General features: G+C 35.8%; 21 protein-coding genes and 1 other annotated feature (1 of these 22 only partly in view). Of the genes, 17 read left to right on the top strand and 4 right to left on the bottom strand.

Features of this window, described 5'->3' with window-relative positions:
- Nucleotides 1–156 (bottom strand) — a binding site (T-box leader); it reaches 72 nt to the left of the window's first position.
- 162 nt (nt 157–318) lie between these two features.
- Entirely contained in the window at nt 319–1,596 is a 1,278-nt protein-coding gene (locus HMPREF0077_RS03775; protein ID WP_004836637.1) for a glucose-6-phosphate isomerase, read from the bottom strand.
- Between the two features lie 315 nt (nt 1,597–1,911).
- On the opposite strand from HMPREF0077_RS03775, the gene rbr reads away from it, so the two are divergent.
- The 4 genes from rbr (at nt 1,912) to HMPREF0077_RS03795 (ending at nt 4,442) form a co-directional block, all read left to right on the top strand.
- A complete protein-coding gene (rbr, locus tag HMPREF0077_RS03780) occupies nt 1,912–2,502 on the top strand; it encodes a rubrerythrin (protein ID WP_004836638.1) in 591 nt (196 codons plus the stop codon).
- 204 nt (nt 2,503–2,706) lie between these two features.
- On the top strand, nt 2,707–3,429 hold the full coding sequence (nagB, locus tag HMPREF0077_RS03785; protein WP_004836639.1) for a glucosamine-6-phosphate deaminase: 723 nt from the start codon (nt 2,707–2,709) through the stop codon (nt 3,427–3,429).
- A gap of 112 nt (nt 3,430–3,541) precedes the next feature.
- Entirely contained in the window at nt 3,542–3,751 is a 210-nt protein-coding gene (locus HMPREF0077_RS03790) for a helix-turn-helix transcriptional regulator (RefSeq protein ID WP_040349456.1), read from the top strand.
- Nucleotides 3,744–4,442, top strand: coding sequence for a DUF3169 family protein (locus HMPREF0077_RS03795; RefSeq protein ID WP_004836641.1), 699 nt, complete (start codon nt 3,744–3,746; stop codon nt 4,440–4,442). The genes HMPREF0077_RS03790 and HMPREF0077_RS03795 overlap by 8 nt, the downstream gene beginning before the upstream one ends.
- Nucleotides 4,443–4,639: 197 nt before the next feature.
- Here the strand turns inward: HMPREF0077_RS03795 and HMPREF0077_RS03800 are convergent, their stop codons facing one another.
- The 3 genes from HMPREF0077_RS03800 to HMPREF0077_RS03810 form a co-directional block, all read right to left on the bottom strand.
- Entirely contained in the window at nt 4,640–5,065 is a 426-nt protein-coding gene (locus tag HMPREF0077_RS03800) for a DUF3021 domain-containing protein (protein WP_004836642.1), read from the bottom strand.
- 8 nt (nt 5,066–5,073) lie between these two features.
- Entirely contained in the window at nt 5,074–5,514 is a 441-nt protein-coding gene (locus HMPREF0077_RS03805; RefSeq protein ID WP_004836643.1) for a LytTR family DNA-binding domain-containing protein, read from the bottom strand.
- Nucleotides 5,515–5,652: 138 nt separating this feature from the next.
- Nucleotides 5,653–6,885 carry an aminopeptidase gene (locus HMPREF0077_RS03810; protein WP_004836644.1) on the bottom strand — a complete coding sequence of 411 codons (1,233 nt, stop codon included), beginning with the start codon at nt 6,883–6,885 and terminating at the stop codon, nt 5,653–5,655.
- Nucleotides 6,886–7,007: 122 nt separating this feature from the next.
- Between HMPREF0077_RS03810 and pepF the strand changes: the two genes are divergently transcribed.
- The 13 genes from pepF (at nt 7,008) to HMPREF0077_RS10755 (ending at nt 20,085) form a co-directional block, all read left to right on the top strand.
- The gene (gene pepF, locus HMPREF0077_RS03815) at nt 7,008–8,807 is read left to right on the top strand and encodes an oligoendopeptidase F (RefSeq protein WP_004836645.1); all 1,800 of its coding nucleotides are present in this window, start codon (nt 7,008–7,010) and stop codon (nt 8,805–8,807) included.
- A 436-nt stretch (nt 8,808–9,243) separates the two neighbouring features.
- Complete coding sequence (gene gltX / locus HMPREF0077_RS03820; protein ID WP_004836646.1) at nt 9,244–10,725, top strand: glutamate--tRNA ligase; 1,482 nt, start codon at nt 9,244–9,246, stop codon at nt 10,723–10,725.
- Entirely contained in the window at nt 10,725–12,140 is a 1,416-nt protein-coding gene (gene cysS, locus HMPREF0077_RS03825; RefSeq protein ID WP_004836647.1) for a cysteine--tRNA ligase, read from the top strand. The genes gltX and cysS overlap by 1 nt, the downstream gene beginning before the upstream one ends.
- The gene (gene rlmB, locus HMPREF0077_RS03830) at nt 12,140–12,844 is read left to right on the top strand and encodes a 23S rRNA (guanosine(2251)-2'-O)-methyltransferase RlmB (RefSeq protein WP_004836648.1); all 705 of its coding nucleotides are present in this window, start codon (nt 12,140–12,142) and stop codon (nt 12,842–12,844) included. The genes cysS and rlmB overlap by 1 nt, the downstream gene beginning before the upstream one ends.
- Nucleotides 12,831–13,361, top strand: coding sequence for an NYN domain-containing protein (locus HMPREF0077_RS03835; protein ID WP_004836649.1), 531 nt, complete (start codon nt 12,831–12,833; stop codon nt 13,359–13,361). The genes rlmB and HMPREF0077_RS03835 overlap by 14 nt, the downstream gene beginning before the upstream one ends.
- A gap of 14 nt (nt 13,362–13,375) precedes the next feature.
- Nucleotides 13,376–14,410: a sigma-70 family RNA polymerase sigma factor gene (locus HMPREF0077_RS03840; RefSeq protein ID WP_004836650.1), complete on the top strand. Its 1,035-nt coding sequence runs from the start codon at nt 13,376–13,378 to the stop codon at nt 14,408–14,410.
- Nucleotides 14,411–14,598: 188 nt separating this feature from the next.
- Entirely contained in the window at nt 14,599–14,865 is a 267-nt protein-coding gene (locus HMPREF0077_RS03845) for an HPr family phosphocarrier protein (RefSeq protein WP_004836651.1), read from the top strand.
- Nucleotides 14,866–15,061: 196 nt separating this feature from the next.
- A complete protein-coding gene (sufC, locus tag HMPREF0077_RS03850; protein WP_004836652.1) occupies nt 15,062–15,793 on the top strand; it encodes a Fe-S cluster assembly ATPase SufC in 732 nt (243 codons plus the stop codon).
- 1 nt (nt 15,794) lies between these two features.
- Nucleotides 15,795–17,207, top strand: coding sequence for a Fe-S cluster assembly protein SufB (gene sufB / locus HMPREF0077_RS03855; protein WP_004836653.1), 1,413 nt, complete (start codon nt 15,795–15,797; stop codon nt 17,205–17,207).
- Entirely contained in the window at nt 17,207–18,262 is a 1,056-nt protein-coding gene (locus tag HMPREF0077_RS03860) for a SufD family Fe-S cluster assembly protein (protein WP_004836654.1), read from the top strand. Before sufB ends, HMPREF0077_RS03860 begins: the two co-directional genes overlap by 1 nt.
- A complete protein-coding gene (locus HMPREF0077_RS03865) occupies nt 18,259–19,482 on the top strand; it encodes a cysteine desulfurase (protein WP_004836655.1) in 1,224 nt (407 codons plus the stop codon). Before HMPREF0077_RS03860 ends, HMPREF0077_RS03865 begins: the two co-directional genes overlap by 4 nt.
- Nucleotides 19,482–19,901 (top strand): Fe-S cluster assembly sulfur transfer protein SufU, encoded by a 420-nt coding sequence (gene sufU, locus HMPREF0077_RS03870; protein ID WP_004836656.1) that lies wholly within the window; start codon nt 19,482–19,484, stop codon nt 19,899–19,901. Before HMPREF0077_RS03865 ends, sufU begins: the two co-directional genes overlap by 1 nt.
- A gap of 7 nt (nt 19,902–19,908) precedes the next feature.
- The gene (locus HMPREF0077_RS10755; protein WP_004836657.1) at nt 19,909–20,085 is read left to right on the top strand and encodes a hypothetical protein; all 177 of its coding nucleotides are present in this window, start codon (nt 19,909–19,911) and stop codon (nt 20,083–20,085) included.
- The last annotated feature ends 1 nt before the right edge of the window (nt 20,086 follow it).

Raw genomic sequence — 20,086 nt, forward strand, 5'->3', positions numbered from 1 at the left:
GGTAGTGATAACGCCTACCAATGCGTCAAATCTTACTATAGTTCAGACTTGCATTAGAAAAATGATTTTCGAAAATCAGCTTGAATATAGACTTTCACCAAACGTCTACTCTCTGAAATCCCTACTGAATCTACTCTTTTTTTCTGCTAATTTATTCTTGATAATATATTAATCTCTTTTCGAAGGTTTGTCAAATAAAATTTCAAAATAATTTTTTATTATTCATAAAAAGCCTTGAAACAAAGGCTTTCTAGCTCAAAAAAATATAAAAATATTAATAAAAAATCACTCTGAACTTGAAATCCAGAGTGATGGATATTAATTTTCGTAACCTGGCTTGCCGAGAAGCTTGAACATTTGTGATTTGTATTCTTCAACTCCTGGTTGGTTAAATGGATTTACCCCTAACATGTAACCAGAAACGCCTACAGCTATTTCGAAGAAATAGAATAGTTTGGCAATATTTTTAGCAGAAATCTTATCTAGTTTTATCCTGATATTAGCAACCTCACCCTTTACATGGGCTATAGTTGTTCCTTCCATAGCTTGTTTGTTTACAAAGCTCATGGTCTTTCCTGCTAGGTAGTTTAGGCCATCGAGATTATCTTTTTCTTCTTTGATGGTAAGGTCTTTGTTTGGATTTTCGATCTCTAGGACAGTCTCAAATAGGTTTCTCTTACCCTCTTGAATCATTTGTCCTACTGAGTGAAGGTCGGTTGTATTATTAACAGATACTGGGAAGATTCCCTTGCCATCTTTTCCTTCACTTTCTGCAAAAAGTTGCTTCCACCATTCGGCTATATATTTTAACTTTGATTCATAGTTTACAAGAACTTCTATATCCTTTCCAGCTTCATTTAACATATTTCTAATGGCAGCGTATTTGATAGCAGGGTTTTCGAAAGATCTTTGAGTGTACTCATCCATACCTTCTTTAAAACCGGCCATAAATTCATCAAGGTCAATTCCAGCTACTGCAAGTGGGAGAAGGCCTACGGCTGATATAACAGAAAATCTTCCGCCAATATCATCTGGTACGACAAAAGTTTCATAGCCTTCCGCATCGGCAAGTTCTTTTAAAGCTCCCTTAGCCTTATCTGTAGTAGCAAAAATTCTCTTCTTGGCTTCTTCTTTTCCATATTTTTCTTCAATAGCATCTTTTAAGAATCTGAAGGCTATGGCAGGTTCTGTAGTAGTACCTGACTTAGAAATAACATTTAAAGAATAGTCCTTATCCTTTAGATAATCGAGAAGGTCAGACAAATATTCCCCAGAAATTTGATTTCCTGCATAGATTAGCTTAACTTTTCTATTAGAATTAAAATAAGAATCACAAGCCACATCAACAGCCTTGATACCTAGATAGGATCCACCTATACCAATTGAAATCAAAACATCAGAATTCTTGTTGATTTTTTCTGCTGCTTTTTTGATTCTTTCAAACTCTTCCTTGTCATAATCTACAGGTCTTTCAATCCAACCGAGAAAGTCATTACCGGCTCCATCCTTATTCATCAAAGTATCAAAGGCGGAAAGAGCCTTATCCTCATAGCTAGACAAATTGTCTAAGTTTACATTAGTAAAATCTAATTTCATATTCTCCTCCTATATATACCTTTATTATACCCGATAAAATTATTTTCCATTATCAAATAATTATACAGACTTGAAAGTCAGCCATAAAGAATGCTCACGAAAAAGATAAAGTTTTCCTGTGAGATATAGAAAAATTACCTCTTAAAATCAAACGTTGGAAAATAGATGAAGAATAAGGGTTGATTATGTATTTGATAATGATTCTAAGTATCATAATTAGAATGATAAAAACTTTAGAATGATTCTTGACAAATGAAATTTATATAATATAATGTGAATACAAGTCGAAGAAAGAAATAAAAAAGGAGTGTACATATGACATTAAAAGGAACAAAAACAGCACAAAATCTAATTACATCATTCGCAGGTGAAAGCCAAGCAACAATGAGATATAACTATGCAGCAAAAGTTGCAAAAAAAGAAGGTTATCAACAAATCGCTGCAATCTTTGAAGAAACAGCAAGAAACGAAGTTGAACACGCTGCAAGATTCTACAAATTCTTAAAAGAAGAATTTAAACTTGAAGCAATTGAACTTAACCCAGAATACACAGCATTCCCAGTTATCTTCCATGACACCCTAACAAACCTACAAGGTGCTATAGATGGTGAAAATGAAGAATGTGAACATATGTATCCATCATTTGCAGATGTTGCAGAAGAAGAAGGATTTGATGAAATTGCTAGAGCATTCAGAAACATCGCAAAAGCTGAAGGAGCTCATAGAGATAGATATCAAAAACTTCATGACAATGTTGAAAATGGAAAAGTATTTGAAAGAGACGAAAAAGTTATTTGGAAATGCGGAAACTGTGGCTTCCTATATGAAGGAAAAGTTGCACCAAAGATTTGTCCAGCTTGTCATCACAAACAAGAATGGTTCGAAATCGCAAACTTTAACTATTAATAAGAAATTTGTGCCAGGGCCTTGGTCCTGGTTTTTTTGTGGGCAATTTTATAAATTTAGAAGTTACAATCCTAGATGATTATTTTAGATATAGAAAAAGCCCTTATTTGTAGATAACTATTAACCAATAGTCCTAGTCTTAGGGATAGAACTTTTTCTTTCTACTCGTATAATTTAAGTGAAAGATAAGTAAGAGGAGGCAATATGAAAGTAATAGTATGCAAAGACTACGATGATATGAGCAAAAAAGCGGCAGACTTGGTCATATCAAATATCATAGAAAAACCACAAATTAAATTGGGCCTTGCTACAGGGTCTTCTCCAGTGGGCCTTTATCAATATTTAATTAAGGCAAATGATGAGGGAGAGATTAGTTTCAAATATGCAAAATCAATAAATCTTGACGAATATGTAGGTATTGATTCAGAAAATGAACATTCTTATAAGTATTTTATGAAGAAAAACTTCTTCGACCATGTTTCATTTAATGAGGGGACTAATATTCTACCAAAGGCTAAGGATAATGACGAAAAATACGCCAAAGACTATGACAAGATCCTCGATGAATTTGGACAAAGAGATATTCAAATTCTAGGCATAGGTGAAAATGGCCATGTAGCCTTTAATGAGCCAGCCGATAAACTCAATAGGAGAACTTCGATAGTAAAATTAGCTGATAGCACCATTGAGGCTAATTCAAGATTTTTTGCTAGCAAAGAAGACGTTCCTAAATATGCTATCTCTATGGGAATGGCAGATATCTTCAATGCAAAAACTATAATTCTTCTTGCAAATGGCAAGAAAAAACACCAAGCTGTTAAAAGATTATTAGAAGACGAAAGCCTATCGACAGACTTTCCAGCAGGATTCTTATCCCTTCATCCAAATGTCTATATTTATGTAGATGAGGAAGCTTATAGGGGTTAGTATTTATAGCCAGAGCAGATGCTCTGGTTTTTTTATGGCAAGGGTTGACAAGAATACTTGTCAATTATATAATAATGACAAAGATACTTGTCAAGAAAGGAGCTTAGATTTATTGAAATTAGTTAATAAACTTTCTGAAATCAGAAAGGAAAAAGGAATCAATCAGACAGATCTTGGTAATATGGTAGGAGTTTCAAGACAGACCATATCTCTTATTGAAAGAGGAGATTACAATCCTTCAGTTATGGTTGCTCTAAGTCTTGCCAGAGTTTTTGATATGAGAGTCGAGGATATTTTCGGATTGGAGGAAGAATATGAATAAGAAAAAATTTTTGATGTTAATTATAGTAGGGCTTCTAGTTGGGACTTTTTCTGGATGGATATTTGAAAATGTTGCGCTAAGCGATTTGGGAAAGGCTATTAAGTTCTTCCTAATAAAAAATGTATTTGCGATATCTCTTACAGTAATCGTATTAAGCCTTATAATAGCCTATGCTTTTTATAGGAAGTCTAAAAAAGAAATCGAAAAAGGTCTTAAAGGCGAAGATCCAATTCCAACAAAATACACTAACTATAGCCTTATGGTAAGAGAGGTAAGTATTTTTCTAATCTTTGCTCTTGCGAGCATATGGGCTATGTCTATGGGCGTTTATTCTTACAAATCTTGGATTAATATAAAAGAGGCTTTGATTATAATACTAGGGTTTATAGTTTATATAATCCTTATATCAATGATTTTTCAAAAAAACTACGAGCTTATCAAGAAAGTAGAACCAAATAGAAAAGCTGACACCCTTGATTTTAAGTTTAATAAGAAGTTTATAGAAGAATCTGACGAGATGCTAAAAGCTGATTATTACAAAAAAGGCTACAGGGGCTATAGCGCAACTATTCTTACAAATTTCATAATGCTAGTAGTTCTATCAGGACTAGGCTTTTACACAGATGTAGGGATACTAGCACCAATATTTCTAGCTATTTCTTCTATTATAGGAATTATAGCAGCAAAATAAGGGGTTGTTGCAAAACTATGAATAATCATCGTACCATCATTAGAAGGTTCTCTTAGGAAAATTTACCTCTCCTTGCCGGTGGGCATATTAGTGCCTGCCGACTGATGGAGGCATTTAGCCCGTCGGCGTTATGAGGCTTTCCGTGGAGGTTCTTCTAACGATAATGGTACGATTTATTCATTCTGCAACAGCCCCTTTTAGAGCTTCTTGTTTATTTCGTTAATCATATTTTTTTCGTAGATATAAAAACCAAAGCTAATTAATAAGTAAATTATAACAAAACTTGCAAAGGCAAAGATTATTGTACTATTGTTAGAAAACCATCTTAGGTATAATCCTGCAAAGACAAAATATATTGCTATTATTAGAAAGTGGATAGCGTGATTTAGATAAATTGATCTAGATTTATTCTTAAAAATAATTCCAGATAGAGTTGATACCACACCAAAGCCTCCATAAACTAAGCATTGGATGATCTTTGCGTGTCCTGCGCTTACACTTGCCACAAAGTCAGGCACACCTACAATATCAGCTCCAACTAATATTGATATGAAAGCTTCGATTAAAGCTCCAATACCAACCCCTGCCAAAAAACCAACTAGTAAATCTTTAAAAGTTTTCATATATCCTCCTATAGGCCCAAGGCCTTCCTAAATTCTTTTAAGTTTCTCCTAGAAACATAAGAAACATCGCCATTTGTAAGCTCGACAGCTATCGTTCCAGTAAAGGATAGGTCGAGTTTTCTTACAAAATCCAAATTAACAATCTCAGATCGAGATATTCTGATAAATTTGTTCTTATCAAGTCTATCAGCTAGCTCATAAATAGTTAGCCTTGATGAAAAAGTTCCATCCTTTGTTTTTACAAAGACGTTCTTATCTTGGGCATAAATTCTTATGATATCCTCATGAGATATGATATAAACTTCCTTGTTCTTAAAGACTACTATTTTATCTACCAGCCTATCTGCCAGAAGGTCCTTTAGGTTTTCGACCTCCTTGGAATATTCTTTGGCGAAAATCTTAACCTTAGTTTCTTCGATTGTTTCATCTATAATTATTTCAACCTTCATCGCCACCTCCTATGATTATTATAGACCGAAGTGGAGGATGCTTCATTTGTTTTCTGATAAAAGGTAACTTATCTAGGATAAGTGGACAAAAAAAGGCCTATCGATACAATCGACAGGCAGAATATATTTATGTTTTGGCTAAAAGGCCCAGTTTCCCTTTTCAAATATCTTAAATTCTTTATCATCCTTGTAGCCTGTAATTTCTAGGTCTTCTGTTCCTACCATGAAGTCCTCATGGATTAAGGAATCGTTAAGACCAAGAGATCTTACTTGGCTATCATCTAAATCACTTGCTCCTTTTACGGTTGTTGGATAAGCCTTACCTAGGGCGAAGTGGCAAGAGGCATTTTCGTCAAAGAGGGTGTTATAGAAGAGGATGTTTGAGTTTGATATTGGAGAATCGTAAGGAACTAGGGCGATTTCTCCTAAAAACTTACTTCCCTCATCGCTATCTAACATTTCTCTTAGGGTATCTTCCCCTTCCTTGGCAGAAAAAGAAATTACCTTTCCATCCTTAAACTCAAACTCAAAACCGTTTATTACCACACCATTATAGACAAGTGGTTTGCTTGCTACGAGCCTTCCGTCTACTCCATCGTATTGAGGAGAGGTGAAGACTTCTTCTGTTGGCATGTTGGGTATAAATCTATCGCCTTTTTCGTTAGTAGATCCTGCTGACATCCAGATATGATTTTTTGGAAGTTTTACCCAAAGGTCTGTTCCATTACTTGCCTTGTAGTGGACTTTGTCAAACTGATGGTCGTTTAGGAATTTTGCCTTCTCATCAAGGTTATCAATGTGTTTTGTCCAATTAGCCTTGGTTTCTTGCCAAGATTCTGATACTCTTGAGACATCTAAAATTACTTCCCACAATTTATCATAGGCTTCTTTTTCTGTGAGGTCTGGGAAGACTTTCTTTGCCCATTTTTTGGTTGGTACTGAAATAACTAGCCAAGATACTATATCATTCATGGTGTATTTTACATAGTCCTTGGTTTTTTTGCTATTTTCTCTTATAGCTTCTGAGATTTTCTCACTATCAAGTCCATTTAGAAGGTCTGGGTCTTCTGCATGGATGGAAATTCTGTTTGATTTTTTCTTAGCTATTTGATAGTCAAGCTTAGCAAGCTTCCAATCTGCCACTTCATTAAGGGTTTCTTGGTCTTGGTATTCATAAGTTAATCTTGTAAGCTCGTCATCTTTCCAGTCTATTGCGACATTTCTTGCCCCTTTTTCGTAGGCGGCTTTTGTGATAAGGCGGCAAAGCTCTGGGCTTTCGACAGGAGATGCTATTAGGACATCTTCTCCTTTTTGAACATTAACGCCAAACTCTACAGCAAGCCTTGCAAAATTTTCTATTCTTTCTCTCATAATTCCTCCTAGTATTTTCTTACATTATACTTTTATTAAATCTTAGACAAGGATATGATAGATTATAAGTAATTGGGTAGAATAAAGATAGTGAGTTTAATTTTAAAAATTAAGGAGAAAAGATGAAAAAAAGAAGTGAAGTTGATATTAAAGAAACTTGGAAGCTTGAGGATATGTATGCTAATGATGAGGCCTTCTACAAAGAAATAGAAGGACTAAAGCAAAAAGCTTCTGATTTTTCTAATAATTTTAAAAACATAGAAAGCCTCGAAGACTTATACAAGTCCCTAAAGGCTTATTCAGAAATAGATGCTATAATAGATTGTCTAGGAACTTTTGCGGGGATTTCCATGGAAGTTGATACCAGCGACCAGGGACCTATCAAAAGATATGCTAATTTTACTAATGATTTATCAAAAATTTCAAGCAAACTATCTTTCTACGAGCCAAGCCTTGCCAAGCTAGATAAAAATATCTTGGAGGAAGCTATCAAGGCTTATCCAGAATTTGCTTATTTTTTGGAAAAAATTGAAAAGAAAAAAGCCCATATGCTAACAGATGAGGCCGAGGCCCTTCTTGCAAGTCTAGAGCCAAGCCTTGATGCTCCATACAAAAACTACAACGATATGCGTTATGGGGATATGGCCTTTGAGAATTTCCAATATCAAGGTGAAGAAATAATCCTAGACCACAATACTTTTGAAGAATACTTAGAAGCTGACCCAAGAACAGATTTAAGGCGTGAAGCCTTTAAAAGATACCATGATGTATTAAGAAAATATGAAAATGCCGATGCCTCTGTCTATAACAACCAAGTTACTACAGAAAAAAGATTGGCAGACATTCGTGGCTACGAATCAGTTTTTCATTATTTACTAGCAAGGCAAGATGTGGATTTCGAAATCTATGAAAAGCAACTAGATACAATAATGGAAAAACTTGCTCCTCATATGAGAAAGTATGCACAAATCATCAAAAGACACTATGGTCTTGAAGAGATGACCTATGCAGACCTAAAACTTGGAATTGACCCTTCCTATGAGCTTGAAGTTGATATAGACAAGGCTCGTGAATATATCCTAGATGGACTTTCTCCACTAGGAGATGAGTATGTATCTTATCTTGATAAGGCCTTTGCCGATAGATGGATAGACTATGCTCAAAACACAGGCAAGAGGACAGGAGCTTTTTGTGCTAGCCCTTACAAGTCCCATCCTTATATAATGACCTGCTACAACAATGCTATGAGCCAAGTAATGACCCTTGCTCATGAATTGGGCCACGCTTGCCAGGGAATATATTCAAACTCTAATCAAGAAGCCTTAGTTTCAAATATGAGCATGTATTTTGTAGAAGCTCCATCAACAGCAAACGAGATAACTATGGAAAGATATCTCCTAAAGAAGGCCAAGGATAAGAGGGAAAAATTATGGGTTCTATCAACTATGATTGGTAAGACCTACTATCACAATTTTGTAACTCATTTCCTAGAAGCAAGCTTCCAAAGAGATGTCTATAGGGCAGTAGAAAGAGGAGAAAGCCTAGGAGCAGCTGATTTTAATAGAATTTTTAAAGAAAACTTGGAAAAATTCTGGAAAGACTCTGTGAAACTTGATGAGGGAAGTGAGCTTACTTGGATGAGACAACCTCACTATTATATGGGTCTTTACCCATACACCTATTCTGCAGGTCTTACTATAGGAACTATAATTTCTGATAAAATTGTTAATGGAGATGACGAAGATAGGAAAAGATGGATAGAAGTCCTAAAACTCGGTGGATCAAAAGGGCCAATAGAATTAGCTAAGGAGGCTGGTGTTGATATGACAAACACCCACGCCCTAGAAGAAGCTATAGCCTTTATAGGCTCTATTATAGATCAAATTGATGAGCTTTTAGAAGAACTCGATATGTATAAATAGGAAAGTGTAAGTTCTTTTATATATTCAACTAAAAAGATATAAGGTTAATAAGATATTTGATTGGGAGTCCTTGGAGGCTTCCTTTTACTTTATTATAGGCAAGAATTTCCAAAAAAGTCCTTGACAATCTTGCTTTTTGTAGTACATCTTGATATAATAAGGTGAGTTAAGCCAGAGGAGGGGCAGTTGCAGAATGAATAAATCGTCCCAATATCATTAGAAGAACCTCCACGGAAATTTTGCCTCCATCAGCCGGCAGGCACCACTAAAAATTTCCTAAGAGAACCTTCTAATGATGGGACGATGATTATTCATAATTTTGCAACAGCCCCTTTGTTTATCTAATTTATATTTCGCTTAAAAAAATTATCGATTTATTATATAATAGTATAAGAATATATATAATTTGTTGTAATAAATTAAGAAGGAGAAGAAAATGGGAAATGTTAGAGTAAGATTTGCACCATCACCAACAGGTTACCTTCACATAGGTGGTCTAAGAACAGCCTTGTTCAACTACCTATATGCAAGACACACTGGTGGCGATATGCTTTTAAGGATTGAAGATACAGATAGAACTAGATTTGTTGAAGGAGCTTTGGAAAATCTCCTCAAGGCCTTAAAATGGGCAGGCATTGAAATAGATGAAGGCGTTATGCTTGATGAGAATGGAGAAGTTACCGAAAGGGGAGACTGTGGTCCATATATCCAATCAGAAAGAGTAGAGAAAGGCATCTATAACAAGTATATAGACCAACTTATAGAAGAGGGTAAGGCTTATTATTGCTTCTGCTCTCAAGAAAGAATAGACAAGGTTCGTGATCAACAAAGGGCTGATGGTCTTACACCAAAATACGACGGACTTTGTAGATCTCTTCCTCTAGAAGAAGCTAAAAAAAGAGTGGCAGCAGGAGAGCCTCACACAGTAAGACTAAAACTTCCGGTAAATCGTGATATCACTTTTAATGATAGGATTAAGGGAAAAATAACCTTTAACACAGACGACCAAGACGATCAAGTTCTTATAAAAAGAGATGGCTTCCCAACCTACCATTTTGCAGTAGTTGTAGATGATCACTTGATGGGTATAACCCATGTAGTTCGTGGTGATGAGTGGGTTTCATCAACACCAAAACACGTATATCTCTATGAAGCTTTTGGCTGGCAAGCTCCAGAATATATCCACCTACCAACCGTTCTTAACAAAGACCACAAGAAATACTCAAAAAGAAACGGAGATGGCATGGTAGAAGACTTCATCGAAGAAGGCTATATGCCAGAAGGCCTAATAAACTTCCTAGCCCTCCTAGGTTGGTCACCAGATAGCGAAGAAGAAATCTTTACTATGAAACAATTAGCTGAGCAATTTGACTTTGATAGAGTTAACAAGACTGGAGCAGTTTTTGATAAGAGAAAACTTGATTGGGTAAACGGCCACTATGTAAGAGACTTATCCGTTGATGAACTTGCCGAAAAAATCAAACCATTTATGATTAAAGCAGGTCTTATTGACGAATCTTACCCAGAAGATAAATTAAAACTTCTAGCAGCTACCTGGCAATCAGCCATAGACAAATTCTCTGATGCTCCAGAGCTATCAAAGAATTACTTCATAGATGATAGGCAAATGTCTTGGGATGATGAAGCAGTTGAAGCTATAAGCACAGAAGATGCTAAAAAACTAATAGATTCTTTCCTAAATCATCTCGACCAAGTAGACGAGATAGATGAAGAATTTGCAACAAGTGTAATGAAAAAAATCCAAAAAGAAACTGGCATAAAGGGCAAAAACCTATGGTTCCCAGTAAGGGCAGCTATTACAGGCTCTGTTCATGGACCAGAACTTTCTAATGCCTTCATAATAATGGGCAAGGAAAAAATCAAAAACAGACTAAATTTCGTAAAGGAAAACTTTTAATGAAAATTCATAACACGCTTACTAGACAAAAAGAAGAATTCATTCCTATAGATGAAAATAAAATAAAAATGTATGTCTGTGGGCCTACTGTTTATGATTATATGCACATTGGCAATGCTAGACCCCTAGTAGTTTTTGATACCCTTAGGCGTTATATGAACTTTAGGGGTTACGATGTAAAATATGTGGTAAACTTTACAGATGTAGATGATAAGATAATTAATAAGTCCATAGCAGAAGGCATTAGCACCAAGGAAGTTACCGATAAATATATAGCTGCCTACATGGAAGATGCTAAGGACTTAAATATTGACGAAGAAAATACCATCCATCCTAGGGCTACAGAGGTAATGGATGATATAATAGCCTTCGTAAAGGGGCTAATTGATAAGGGCATGGCTTATGAATCCGAAGGTGATGTCTACTTCGACGTGTCTAAGGCAGACGATTATGGCAAGCTTTCAGGTAAAAACATAGAGGACTTGATTCATGGAGCAAGCAATAGGCTGGATAGGGCTGATGGCTCCAAGAAAAAATCTCCAGTAGACTTCGCCCTATGGAAGAAAACCAAGAAGGAAGGCGAAATAAGCTGGAAATCACCATGGGGAGATGGTCGACCTGGTTGGCATATTGAATGTTCGACTATGAGTAAGAAAATCTTAGGAGATACCATAGACATCCACGCTGGAGGGGAAGATCTCGAATTTCCTCATCACGAAAATGAAATCGCCCAATCAGAAGGACTAAATGGTAAGAAATTTGCCAATTACTGGATGCATAACGGAATGATTCAAGTAGATGGCAGCAAGATGAGTAAATCCTTGGGAAATTTTTTCACCCTTCATGATATAAAGAAGGAATATGACCTTTCAGTTATCAGATTTTGGCTTCTTACAACAAATTATAGGCAACCTATTAACTTCACCAAGGAAATAATTAATCAAGCAAACTCTTCCTTGCAAAGACTAACTAACGCTTATTTTAGGCTAGAAGACTTGAAAAAAAGCCAAGCTGAAAAATCCCAAACAATCAACCAAGATCTTATAAGAGAGCTAGACTCCTTCAAGAATAAATTTATTGAAGTTATGGACGATGACCTAAATACTGCTGATGCCATAACAGTATTATTTGATATAGCTAAGTTCATCAATACAAAAATAGATGAAAATTCTGACAAAGACCTTGTAAATAAGACCTTTGACTTATACAAGAGCTTGTTTGATACCCTAGGACTTCTTGCTAAGAAAAAAGAAGATAATGTAGATGTAGCAAAAATCGAAGAGCTTATAGCAAAAAGAAGTGAAGCCAAAAAAGCTAAAGACTTTGCCACAGCAGATGCCATAAGAGACGAGCTTTCTCATATGGGCATTACTATCAAAGATACCAGAGAAGGTGTCAAGTGGGAGATTAGCTAATGGATAAGATATATGGAAGAAAACCTGTTCTAGACAGCCTAGATACAGATATTAAAATCTATAAGGCCTATATACAAAAGCAAAATTCTAAATTGGTCGATACTATTATCAAAAAGTTAGAAGAAAAAAATATAGAAATTTCCTTTGTAGATAAGAGATTTTTTGATAAGATAGATATGAACCACCAAGGGGTAATGCTAGAGGTCGAATCTTTTAAGTATGCAACAATGGATGATGTAAAGGATGCTAATAGGCTAATTATCTTAGATAAGATAGAAGATCCCCACAATCTTGGAGCTATCATAAGAAGTGCAGAAAGTTTTGGCTTTGATGGGGTAATCATTCCAGAAAGAAGATCAGCATCTGTAACATCTACTGTCTACAAAACCAGCGCAGGGGCCATAAACAACATTAAGGTAATCAGAGTTACAAATCTTACCAGGACTATCAAAGACCTAAAGGATATGGGATTTTGGATATATGGTCTAGCAGGAGAAGCGGATAGCGACATTTCTAAGGCGGACCTTAAAGGCAAGGTGACTCTTGTGATTGGTAACGAAGGTGAAGGTATCTCTAGACTTGTAAGAGAGAATTGTGATATGCTTATTAATATACCGATGTTAGGTAAGGTTAATAGCCTAAATGCCTCTGTAGCAGCCGGCATATCCATGTATGAGTTATTAAGGCAAAATGGCTTTAACTAAGAGAAATATTAGCTTTATAGATGGCTATAATGTTATAAATAAGTGGGGCGAGCTAAAAGAACTATCTAAAGTTAATCTAGCAGATGCTAGAGATAAGTTGATAGAAGAGCTTGCTGAATACAAATCTCTATCCGGAGAAGAAATAGTCATAGTCTTCGATGCTTATAATCTAGATAGGATAAAGGAAACTGTCATAGAAAAATATGCTATGAAGATAGTTTTCACTAAGAGATTTCAAACAGCCGACAGCTTCATAGAAAGGCAACTTGCAAAAATCGACACTTACAACAATATTAAGGTTGTAACAGATGATGGAGCTGTTCAAACACAGGCTACAAGCAAGGGAGCAATTAGAGTTACAGCTCTTGAGCTTAGGGCAGAGCTTAATACTTTAAGAAATAAGATTAAGAGAAAAAGGAAAGAAAACTTCAACCAAAACTTCAAAACTTTCCCAATATCTGACAAAGTTTCAGATATGCTCGATAAAATAAGAGAAGACTTGGATGATAACAATTAGGTAAATAAATTCAAATGGGTGATAAGATGGATAAAATAAATTTAAAAGATGAAAAAACCCTAGAGAGATTAAAAGAGTATCTAAACTCGGAGGACTTGACCGAAGAAGAAATTTGCTCAGTTCTTGAAGGTTTATCAGAAGAAGAAAAAGAAGAGATAATTGATATAATAACTGATGATGTTGACGATGAAGACGAAGACGACGACGAATTCATCGCAAGAGCAAATAAATCAGCTGGCAGTGCAATTACTCCTATAAGTCGTCGTGATATGATGAAATTATCAGACCTTACAAATGAGCAGATTGTAGAGCAATTTCAAATAGGCAATCAAAACGCCCTAGCAGCCCTTGTTGAAAAAAACCAGGGTCTAGTTAGAAGTAGGGCATCATATTTCTTTAGATCTCATGGCAATGACCTAGACCTCGAAGACTTGGTCCAATCAGGTATGCTTGGGATGATTCGTGCTGCAGAAAAGTTTGACCTCTCCCTTGGTTATAAATTCACAACCTATGCCTACAAGTGGATTGATAAGGCCATAAGAAAGGCTATCAACAAGGAAGGCCATACTATAAGGATACCTGCTGGCAAATATCTTAAATTAAATAAATTAAAGCAAATCTTAAAGGCAAATCCAGAAGCAAGTGATGAAGAGTTGTATAGGATTTTGGAAAATGAAGGGATAGATAAGAAACAAGCAGACGATCTCTTCCTCATAAATAGAAATCAAGTAAACTCTACTTCTCTAAATATCAATTTGGATAGTGAAGATTCGACAGGCGATGAGCTTATGGATATGGTTGGAGATGAATCAACTCCAGTCGATATGCTAATACTTGAAAAGGATATGGAAAACTTCCTCTTAAAGGCCCTAGACCAACTTACAGATAGGGAAAAACAAATAATCATCTACAGGTATGGTCTTGATAACGAAAAACCAAAGACCCTAGAGGAAATAGGAAAAATCTATGACCTATCAAGAGAGAGAATTAGACAAATAGAAAATCAAGCTTTAGGAAAATTGAAAGAATTTTCCGAAAGAGAAGAATAATGTCAAGTGGCGGGGATAGCTCTAGCCACTTTTTCTAAGCAAATTTTACGTTACATGCTAATTGATTCAAGATTTAATTAATAAAAATAAAAATTTAAAAAAAATTATTAATAAAGAGACAAAAAAACGTTTGCACTTTCAGAGAAAACAGAGTACCATATAGGTAGATTATAGAAAAGGAGGTACCTATGTACGAACAAAAAGTAACACTTTCTAATGAAATAGGTTTACATGCAAGACCAGCATCTATTTTTATCAGACAAGCCGTTAAGTTCCCATGTGATATCACAGTAGAAAAAACTGGTAGGAGTTATAATGCAAAATCTATCATGTCAGTTCTTAGCATGAGTGCTTCTAAAGGCGATGAGATAATTATAAGGGCTGACGGCCAAGCTGAAGATGAAGCTGTAAATACTCTCGTCGACTTAGTTGAGAATAGACTTAGCGATTATTGATGATTATATATTTTGCTCATAAAACGAACTATTTACTTAGCTCGTTTTTTTATTCTGATTCTATATGAAATTTTAGCTGTTTATGTTTATTTTTAGCTTGTTTTAGGGTAAATTGTTTAGAGGAGTTAATTGATAATTCCTAGTAAAAGAGTATACTTTAAATAGATTTTTTAAAATATTATAAGAAGAGGTAGCGATGACTAATTTATTAAAGATAGAAAATCTTCATGTTTCAGTTGGAGATAAGAAGATTTTGGATGGTATAGATCTAGAGATTAATAAGGGTGAAGTTCACGTTGTCATGGGATCAAACGGCTCAGGCAAGTCAACCCTTATGAATTCTATTATGGCAAATCCGGTTTATCAAGTTACAGAAGGAAAGATTTTCTTTGAAGGCGAAGATATTACAGATGAATCAGTAGATAAGAGAGCAAGACGTGGTATTTTTATGTCTTTCCAATATCCTAACGAAATTCCAGGCGTTAAGCTTAACGATTTTCTAAGGATTTCTAAGGAGCAAAAAGAAGGAAAGAAGCCATCAGTTCTTGCCTTTAATAAAGAACTAGCCAAAGAGATGAAGGAGCTAAAGCTTTCTGAAGATTATGCTTCAAGATATGTTAATGTTGGTTTTTCTGGTGGTGAAAGAAAGAAATCAGAAATCCTACAAATGAAAATGCTCAATCCTAAGCTTGCCCTACTTGACGAAACAGACTCAGGTCTTGACGTTGACGCTGTAAGAATTGTTAGTGAAGGTATCAAAGACTTCCTAAATAAGGATAATGCTGTAATTATTATAACCCACCATAGGGAGCTTCTTGCTAATATCAAGGCTGATTATGTTCATATCCTTAAAGATGGTAAAATCCAAGAAACAGGCGATGATAAGCTAATGGATAAGATTGAACAAGAAGGATACGAGTGGGTTTAAGATGAAAGAAATTAATATTGAAGATCAACTAAAGGAGCTAGATCGAGGATACTATGACTTCTTTAATGAATTTGAATATGCAGATATAACTGAAAAGGGGATTAATGCCGATATAGTTAATGAGATTTCGACAAAGAAGAATGAGCCTGATTGGATGAGAAGAAGAAGGCTTAAATCTCTAGAACTTTTTGAAAAAATCGACAATCCTTCCTGGGGCCCAGACCTATCAGAGCTTAATATGGCTGATATTACAACTTATGTTAAGCCAAAGTCTGATAAAAAGTCTAACTGGGAGGCCCTTCCAGATGATATAAGAGATACCTTTGATAGACTTGGTATTCCACAAGCAGAACAAGAATCCTTGGCTGGAGTTGGTGCCCAATACGATAGTGAGGAAGTTTATCACTCTATCCAAAAACACCTATCAGATCAAGGGGTTATCTTTATGGATTTCTCCTCTGCTGTAAGAGAACATGAGGATATAGTAAAAGCCTACTTCCAAAAGGCAATTCCACCAACCCTCCACAAGTACGCAGCCCTTCATGGTGCTGTATGGAGCGGTGGATCTTTGATTTATGTTCCAGAAGGTGTTGAAGTCGATATTCCTCTTCAATCCTACTACAGGCTCAATGCACCAGGAGCTGGGCAATTCGAGCACACCATGATTATAGCAGAAGATAATGCCAAGGTTCACTTTATAGAAGGTTGTTCTGCCCCAAGATACAATGTGGTTAACCTCCACGCAGGTTCTGTAGAAATCTTTGTCGGAAAAAATGCTGAAGTAAGATTTTCAACTATAGAAAACTGGTCAAGAAATATGTATAACTTAAACACCAAAAGGGCTATAGTCCAAGAAGGTGGCAAGGTTATTTGGGTATCAGGTTCCTTCGGTTCTAAGGTTTCCATGCTTTATCCAACAAGTGTTCTTGTAGGAGAAGGAGCTAGTGCGGAATATACAGGAATTACCTTTGCATCCAATGGTCAATATATAGATAATGGTTGCTCAATGATTCACCTTGCACCAAATACCTACTCAACAGCTCTAACTAAGTCAATCACAGCAGGTAATGGCAAGTCTATGACCAGATCTCTTGTTCAAATTAAGAAAAAAGCTAAGGGAGCAAGATCGACAGTAGATTGTGAAAACCTAATGATTTCAGAAGAATCTCAGTCAGATACAATTCCAGTTCTAGATATTAGAAATGACGATGTAGACTGTGGTCACGAAGCTAAAATAGGTTCAATCGACCAAAGCCAAATCTTCTATCTAATGACTAGGGGAATACCAGAAGAAGAAGCTAAATCAATGATTGTTAGGGGTTTTGCTGAGCCAATTTCTAGAGAGCTTCCACTAGAATATGCTGTAGAGATGAACCATCTTATAGATATGGAATTGGAAGGAGCAAACGGCTGATGGCAAGAATAAACGAAATGAGAATGCCTACTTGGGCAAGTCTCGGATTAAATTATTTAAGAGAATCAAAAGTTAAGATAGAAAAAATAGAAGATGAACTTAACCCTAGTGAAAAAGAAGCTGGCCTTTGTGAAGTAGAAAAAGCCTTTGAGGGCCATAAGCTAGGTATTTCAGAGAAAATAGAAAAAGAAAATAAAGACTTTAGAAATTCTTCCCTAGATTTTGATGTGATAGGAAAAAGAGAAACAGAATTTATAAATCTTGAATTAAATAAGGATAAAAATATTCTAGTTTCAAATATCGACATTAATGCTCAAGAAGAAAGTCAATCATCTTTCCTCGTAAGTATTTTTGATGATAGGTCAGATCATATTTTTCTAAATTCTAGGATAAGGGCAAAGCTTCACGCTAATTCTTATGTGAAACTAGTAGTAGTTACCAATATGTCTGAAAAGGCAACTAATCTAAACTCCATAGGAACTTACTTGGAAGAAGGAGCAGTTCTTGATATAACTTATATAGAAGTTGGAGCTGGCAAGTCCCTAGTAAATATAGACAATATCCTAAAGGGAGCCAAGTCAAAGGTCATCCAGAAGGGAATTTACTTCAAGCAAGGAAAAGACTTCCTAGACCTATTAGCTACAAATGAACATTTTGGCAATGAAACTGATTCAGAATGTATGTTTAATGGAGCCTTGAAGGATAAGGCAGAGAAAAACTTCAAGGGTATAGTCGACCTAAGAAGGGGTTGTACTAAGGCAGATGGAAAAATCGGTGATTATTCAATGATGCTATCTGATGAAGTTATCAACAAATCTGCGCCAATCCTTCTAAACGAAGAAAGGGAAGTTGCTGGAAAGCATGCAGCAAGTGTTGGTAGACTTAACAAAGGTATGCTATTTTACATCATGAGTCGTGGCTTTAGCAAAAAACAAGCAGAAGCTATGATGCTTGAAGCCAATTTCGCACCTGCTATTGATGAAATAGAAGACGAAACTTTGAGAAATAGGATTAGAGAAAAAGTTCACCAAATGAATACAAGGCGTAAACTATGATAGATGTAGAAAAAATTAGAGCCGACTTTCCCTACCTTGATAGCGAAAAGGTGGGAAAGAAGGTTATTTATCTGGATACAGGAGCTACAAGCCAAAAGCCTACTTGCGTAATTGATGCAGTAGATCAGTATTATAGATACTCAAATGCAAATCCTCATAGGGGAGCACATTATCTTAGCTGGAAGGCTACAGAAGCCTACGAAGAGACTAGGGAAGTGGTAAAAAACTTTATTGGAGCAAAAAGCGCAAGAGAGATTGTTTTTACAAGATCTACAACAGAATCTCTTAACCTTTTAGCCTACTCTTATGGCTTAAATAAGCTAAAGAAAGATGACGAAATCCTAATAACCATCCTAGACCACCATGCTAACCTAGTTCCTTGGCAAATGGTAGCCAAAAAAACTGGGGCAAGGCTAGTCTATGCTTATCTAAAAGACGATTATAGCTTAGACTATGATGACTTAAAAAGTAAAATCACTGACAAAACAAAGATAGTTTCTGTAACTGGAGCAAGCAATGTTACAGGAGAGTTGATCGACTCAAAACTAATCACAAAATGGGCCCATGAAGTGGGAGCCATATCAATAGTAGACGGTGCCCAGCTAATCCCTCATGTAAAAACAAATGTTAGGGATATTGACTGCGACTTTCTCGCTTTTTCAGGCCATAAGATGTTTTCACCTATGGGCATAGGAGTTTTGTATGGAAAATACGAACTTCTAGAAGACCTCGAGCCTTTTAACTATGGTGGAGATATGATAGAATATGTTTATGAACAAGAATCAAGCTTTGAACAAGCACCTCTAAAATTTGAGGCTGGAACTCCAAATGTTGGAGGAGTCCTTGGTCTTAGGGCTGCCATAGACTATGTAGAAAAAATAGGAATGGATGAGATACTTGCCTACGAGCATGAATTAACTTCTTATGCCTACGATTTGATAAAGGATATTTCTAATATCAAAATATTTTATCCAAAAAATGGAAGGGCAGGTTCAGTAATTTCTTTTGCCTTTACAGACATACATCCTCATGATATAGCAACAATCCTCGATAGTAAGGGGATTGCTGTTAGAAGCGGACATCACTGTGCTATGCCCCTTCATGGATACTTGGGAATATCTGCAACTGCAAGGGCGTCATTTTCTATCTATAATACCAAAGAAGAGGCAGAGATTTTTGCGAAAGAACTTAAAAATGTTAGAAAGGTGATGGGCTTATAATGAACATGGAAGAAATTTACAGTCAAATAATACTAGATCATTCAAGAAATCAAGCTAACAAACACGATTTGCCTGACGCAGATATCAAAGAGCCAGGCCACAATCCTTCTTGTGGAGATGAAATCGTCCTTCAACTAAAGATGGATGGAGATGTAATAAAAGATGCAGCTTTCACTGGCGATGGTTGTGCCATCAGCCAGGCTGCAACAAGTGTAATGTGTGATATAATTGTTGGCAAAACCAAAGAAGAGGCAAAAAGGCTCGCTGATATCTACATAAGGATGATAAAAAGAGAAGAAGTGAGCGATGAAGAATTAGAACTTCTAGAGGATGCTGTGGCCTTCAAGAACATCCAAAATATGCCACAAAGAGTAAAATGTGCCCTTCTTTCTTGGAAGACACTTGATCAAACTATCTAAGATATTTATGAAAAATTTTCAAAGATTAGAATTTATGACAAGCCTAGCTTCAGCTAGCCTCTTATATATTCTAACCATCTACCAATATATAAAAGATAAGCCTTACTATTGGCTAGTCCTAATAGCAGCCCTCCTAATGAGTGCAAATGCTTATCTAAAATACAAGATATATAAAAAATCTTAGC

This window comes from Anaerococcus tetradius ATCC 35098 (assembly GCF_000159095.1).
GTDB lineage: Bacteria > Bacillota > Clostridia > Tissierellales > Peptoniphilaceae > Anaerococcus > Anaerococcus tetradius.

Bases quoted from the DNA above. Each gene is read 5' to 3' on its own strand.
- HMPREF0077_RS03775 (WP_004836637.1), bottom strand. From the start codon at position 1,596: ATGAAATTAGATTTTACTAATGTAAACTTAGACAATTTGTCTAGCTAT.
- rbr (WP_004836638.1), top strand. From the start codon at position 1,912: ATGACATTAAAAGGAACAAAAACAGCACAAAATCTAATTACATCATTC.
- nagB (WP_004836639.1), top strand. From the start codon at position 2,707: ATGAAAGTAATAGTATGCAAAGACTACGATGATATGAGCAAAAAAGCG.
- HMPREF0077_RS03795 (WP_004836641.1), top strand. From the start codon at position 3,744: ATGAATAAGAAAAAATTTTTGATGTTAATTATAGTAGGGCTTCTAGTT.
- HMPREF0077_RS03800 (WP_004836642.1), bottom strand. From the start codon at position 5,065: ATGAAAACTTTTAAAGATTTACTAGTTGGTTTTTTGGCAGGGGTTGGT.
- HMPREF0077_RS03805 (WP_004836643.1), bottom strand. From the start codon at position 5,514: ATGAAGGTTGAAATAATTATAGATGAAACAATCGAAGAAACTAAGGTT.
- HMPREF0077_RS03810 (WP_004836644.1), bottom strand. From the start codon at position 6,885: ATGAGAGAAAGAATAGAAAATTTTGCAAGGCTTGCTGTAGAGTTTGGC.
- pepF (WP_004836645.1), top strand. From the start codon at position 7,008: ATGAAAAAAAGAAGTGAAGTTGATATTAAAGAAACTTGGAAGCTTGAG.
- gltX (WP_004836646.1), top strand. From the start codon at position 9,244: ATGGGAAATGTTAGAGTAAGATTTGCACCATCACCAACAGGTTACCTT.
- cysS (WP_004836647.1), top strand. From the start codon at position 10,725: ATGAAAATTCATAACACGCTTACTAGACAAAAAGAAGAATTCATTCCT.
- rlmB (WP_004836648.1), top strand. From the start codon at position 12,140: ATGGATAAGATATATGGAAGAAAACCTGTTCTAGACAGCCTAGATACA.
- HMPREF0077_RS03835 (WP_004836649.1), top strand. From the start codon at position 12,831: ATGGCTTTAACTAAGAGAAATATTAGCTTTATAGATGGCTATAATGTT.
- HMPREF0077_RS03840 (WP_004836650.1), top strand. From the start codon at position 13,376: ATGGGTGATAAGATGGATAAAATAAATTTAAAAGATGAAAAAACCCTA.
- HMPREF0077_RS03845 (WP_004836651.1), top strand. From the start codon at position 14,599: ATGTACGAACAAAAAGTAACACTTTCTAATGAAATAGGTTTACATGCA.
- sufC (WP_004836652.1), top strand. From the start codon at position 15,062: ATGACTAATTTATTAAAGATAGAAAATCTTCATGTTTCAGTTGGAGAT.
- sufB (WP_004836653.1), top strand. From the start codon at position 15,795: ATGAAAGAAATTAATATTGAAGATCAACTAAAGGAGCTAGATCGAGGA.
- HMPREF0077_RS03860 (WP_004836654.1), top strand. From the start codon at position 17,207: ATGGCAAGAATAAACGAAATGAGAATGCCTACTTGGGCAAGTCTCGGA.
- HMPREF0077_RS03865 (WP_004836655.1), top strand. From the start codon at position 18,259: ATGATAGATGTAGAAAAAATTAGAGCCGACTTTCCCTACCTTGATAGC.
- sufU (WP_004836656.1), top strand. From the start codon at position 19,482: ATGAACATGGAAGAAATTTACAGTCAAATAATACTAGATCATTCAAGA.
- HMPREF0077_RS10755 (WP_004836657.1), top strand. From the start codon at position 19,909: ATGAAAAATTTTCAAAGATTAGAATTTATGACAAGCCTAGCTTCAGCT.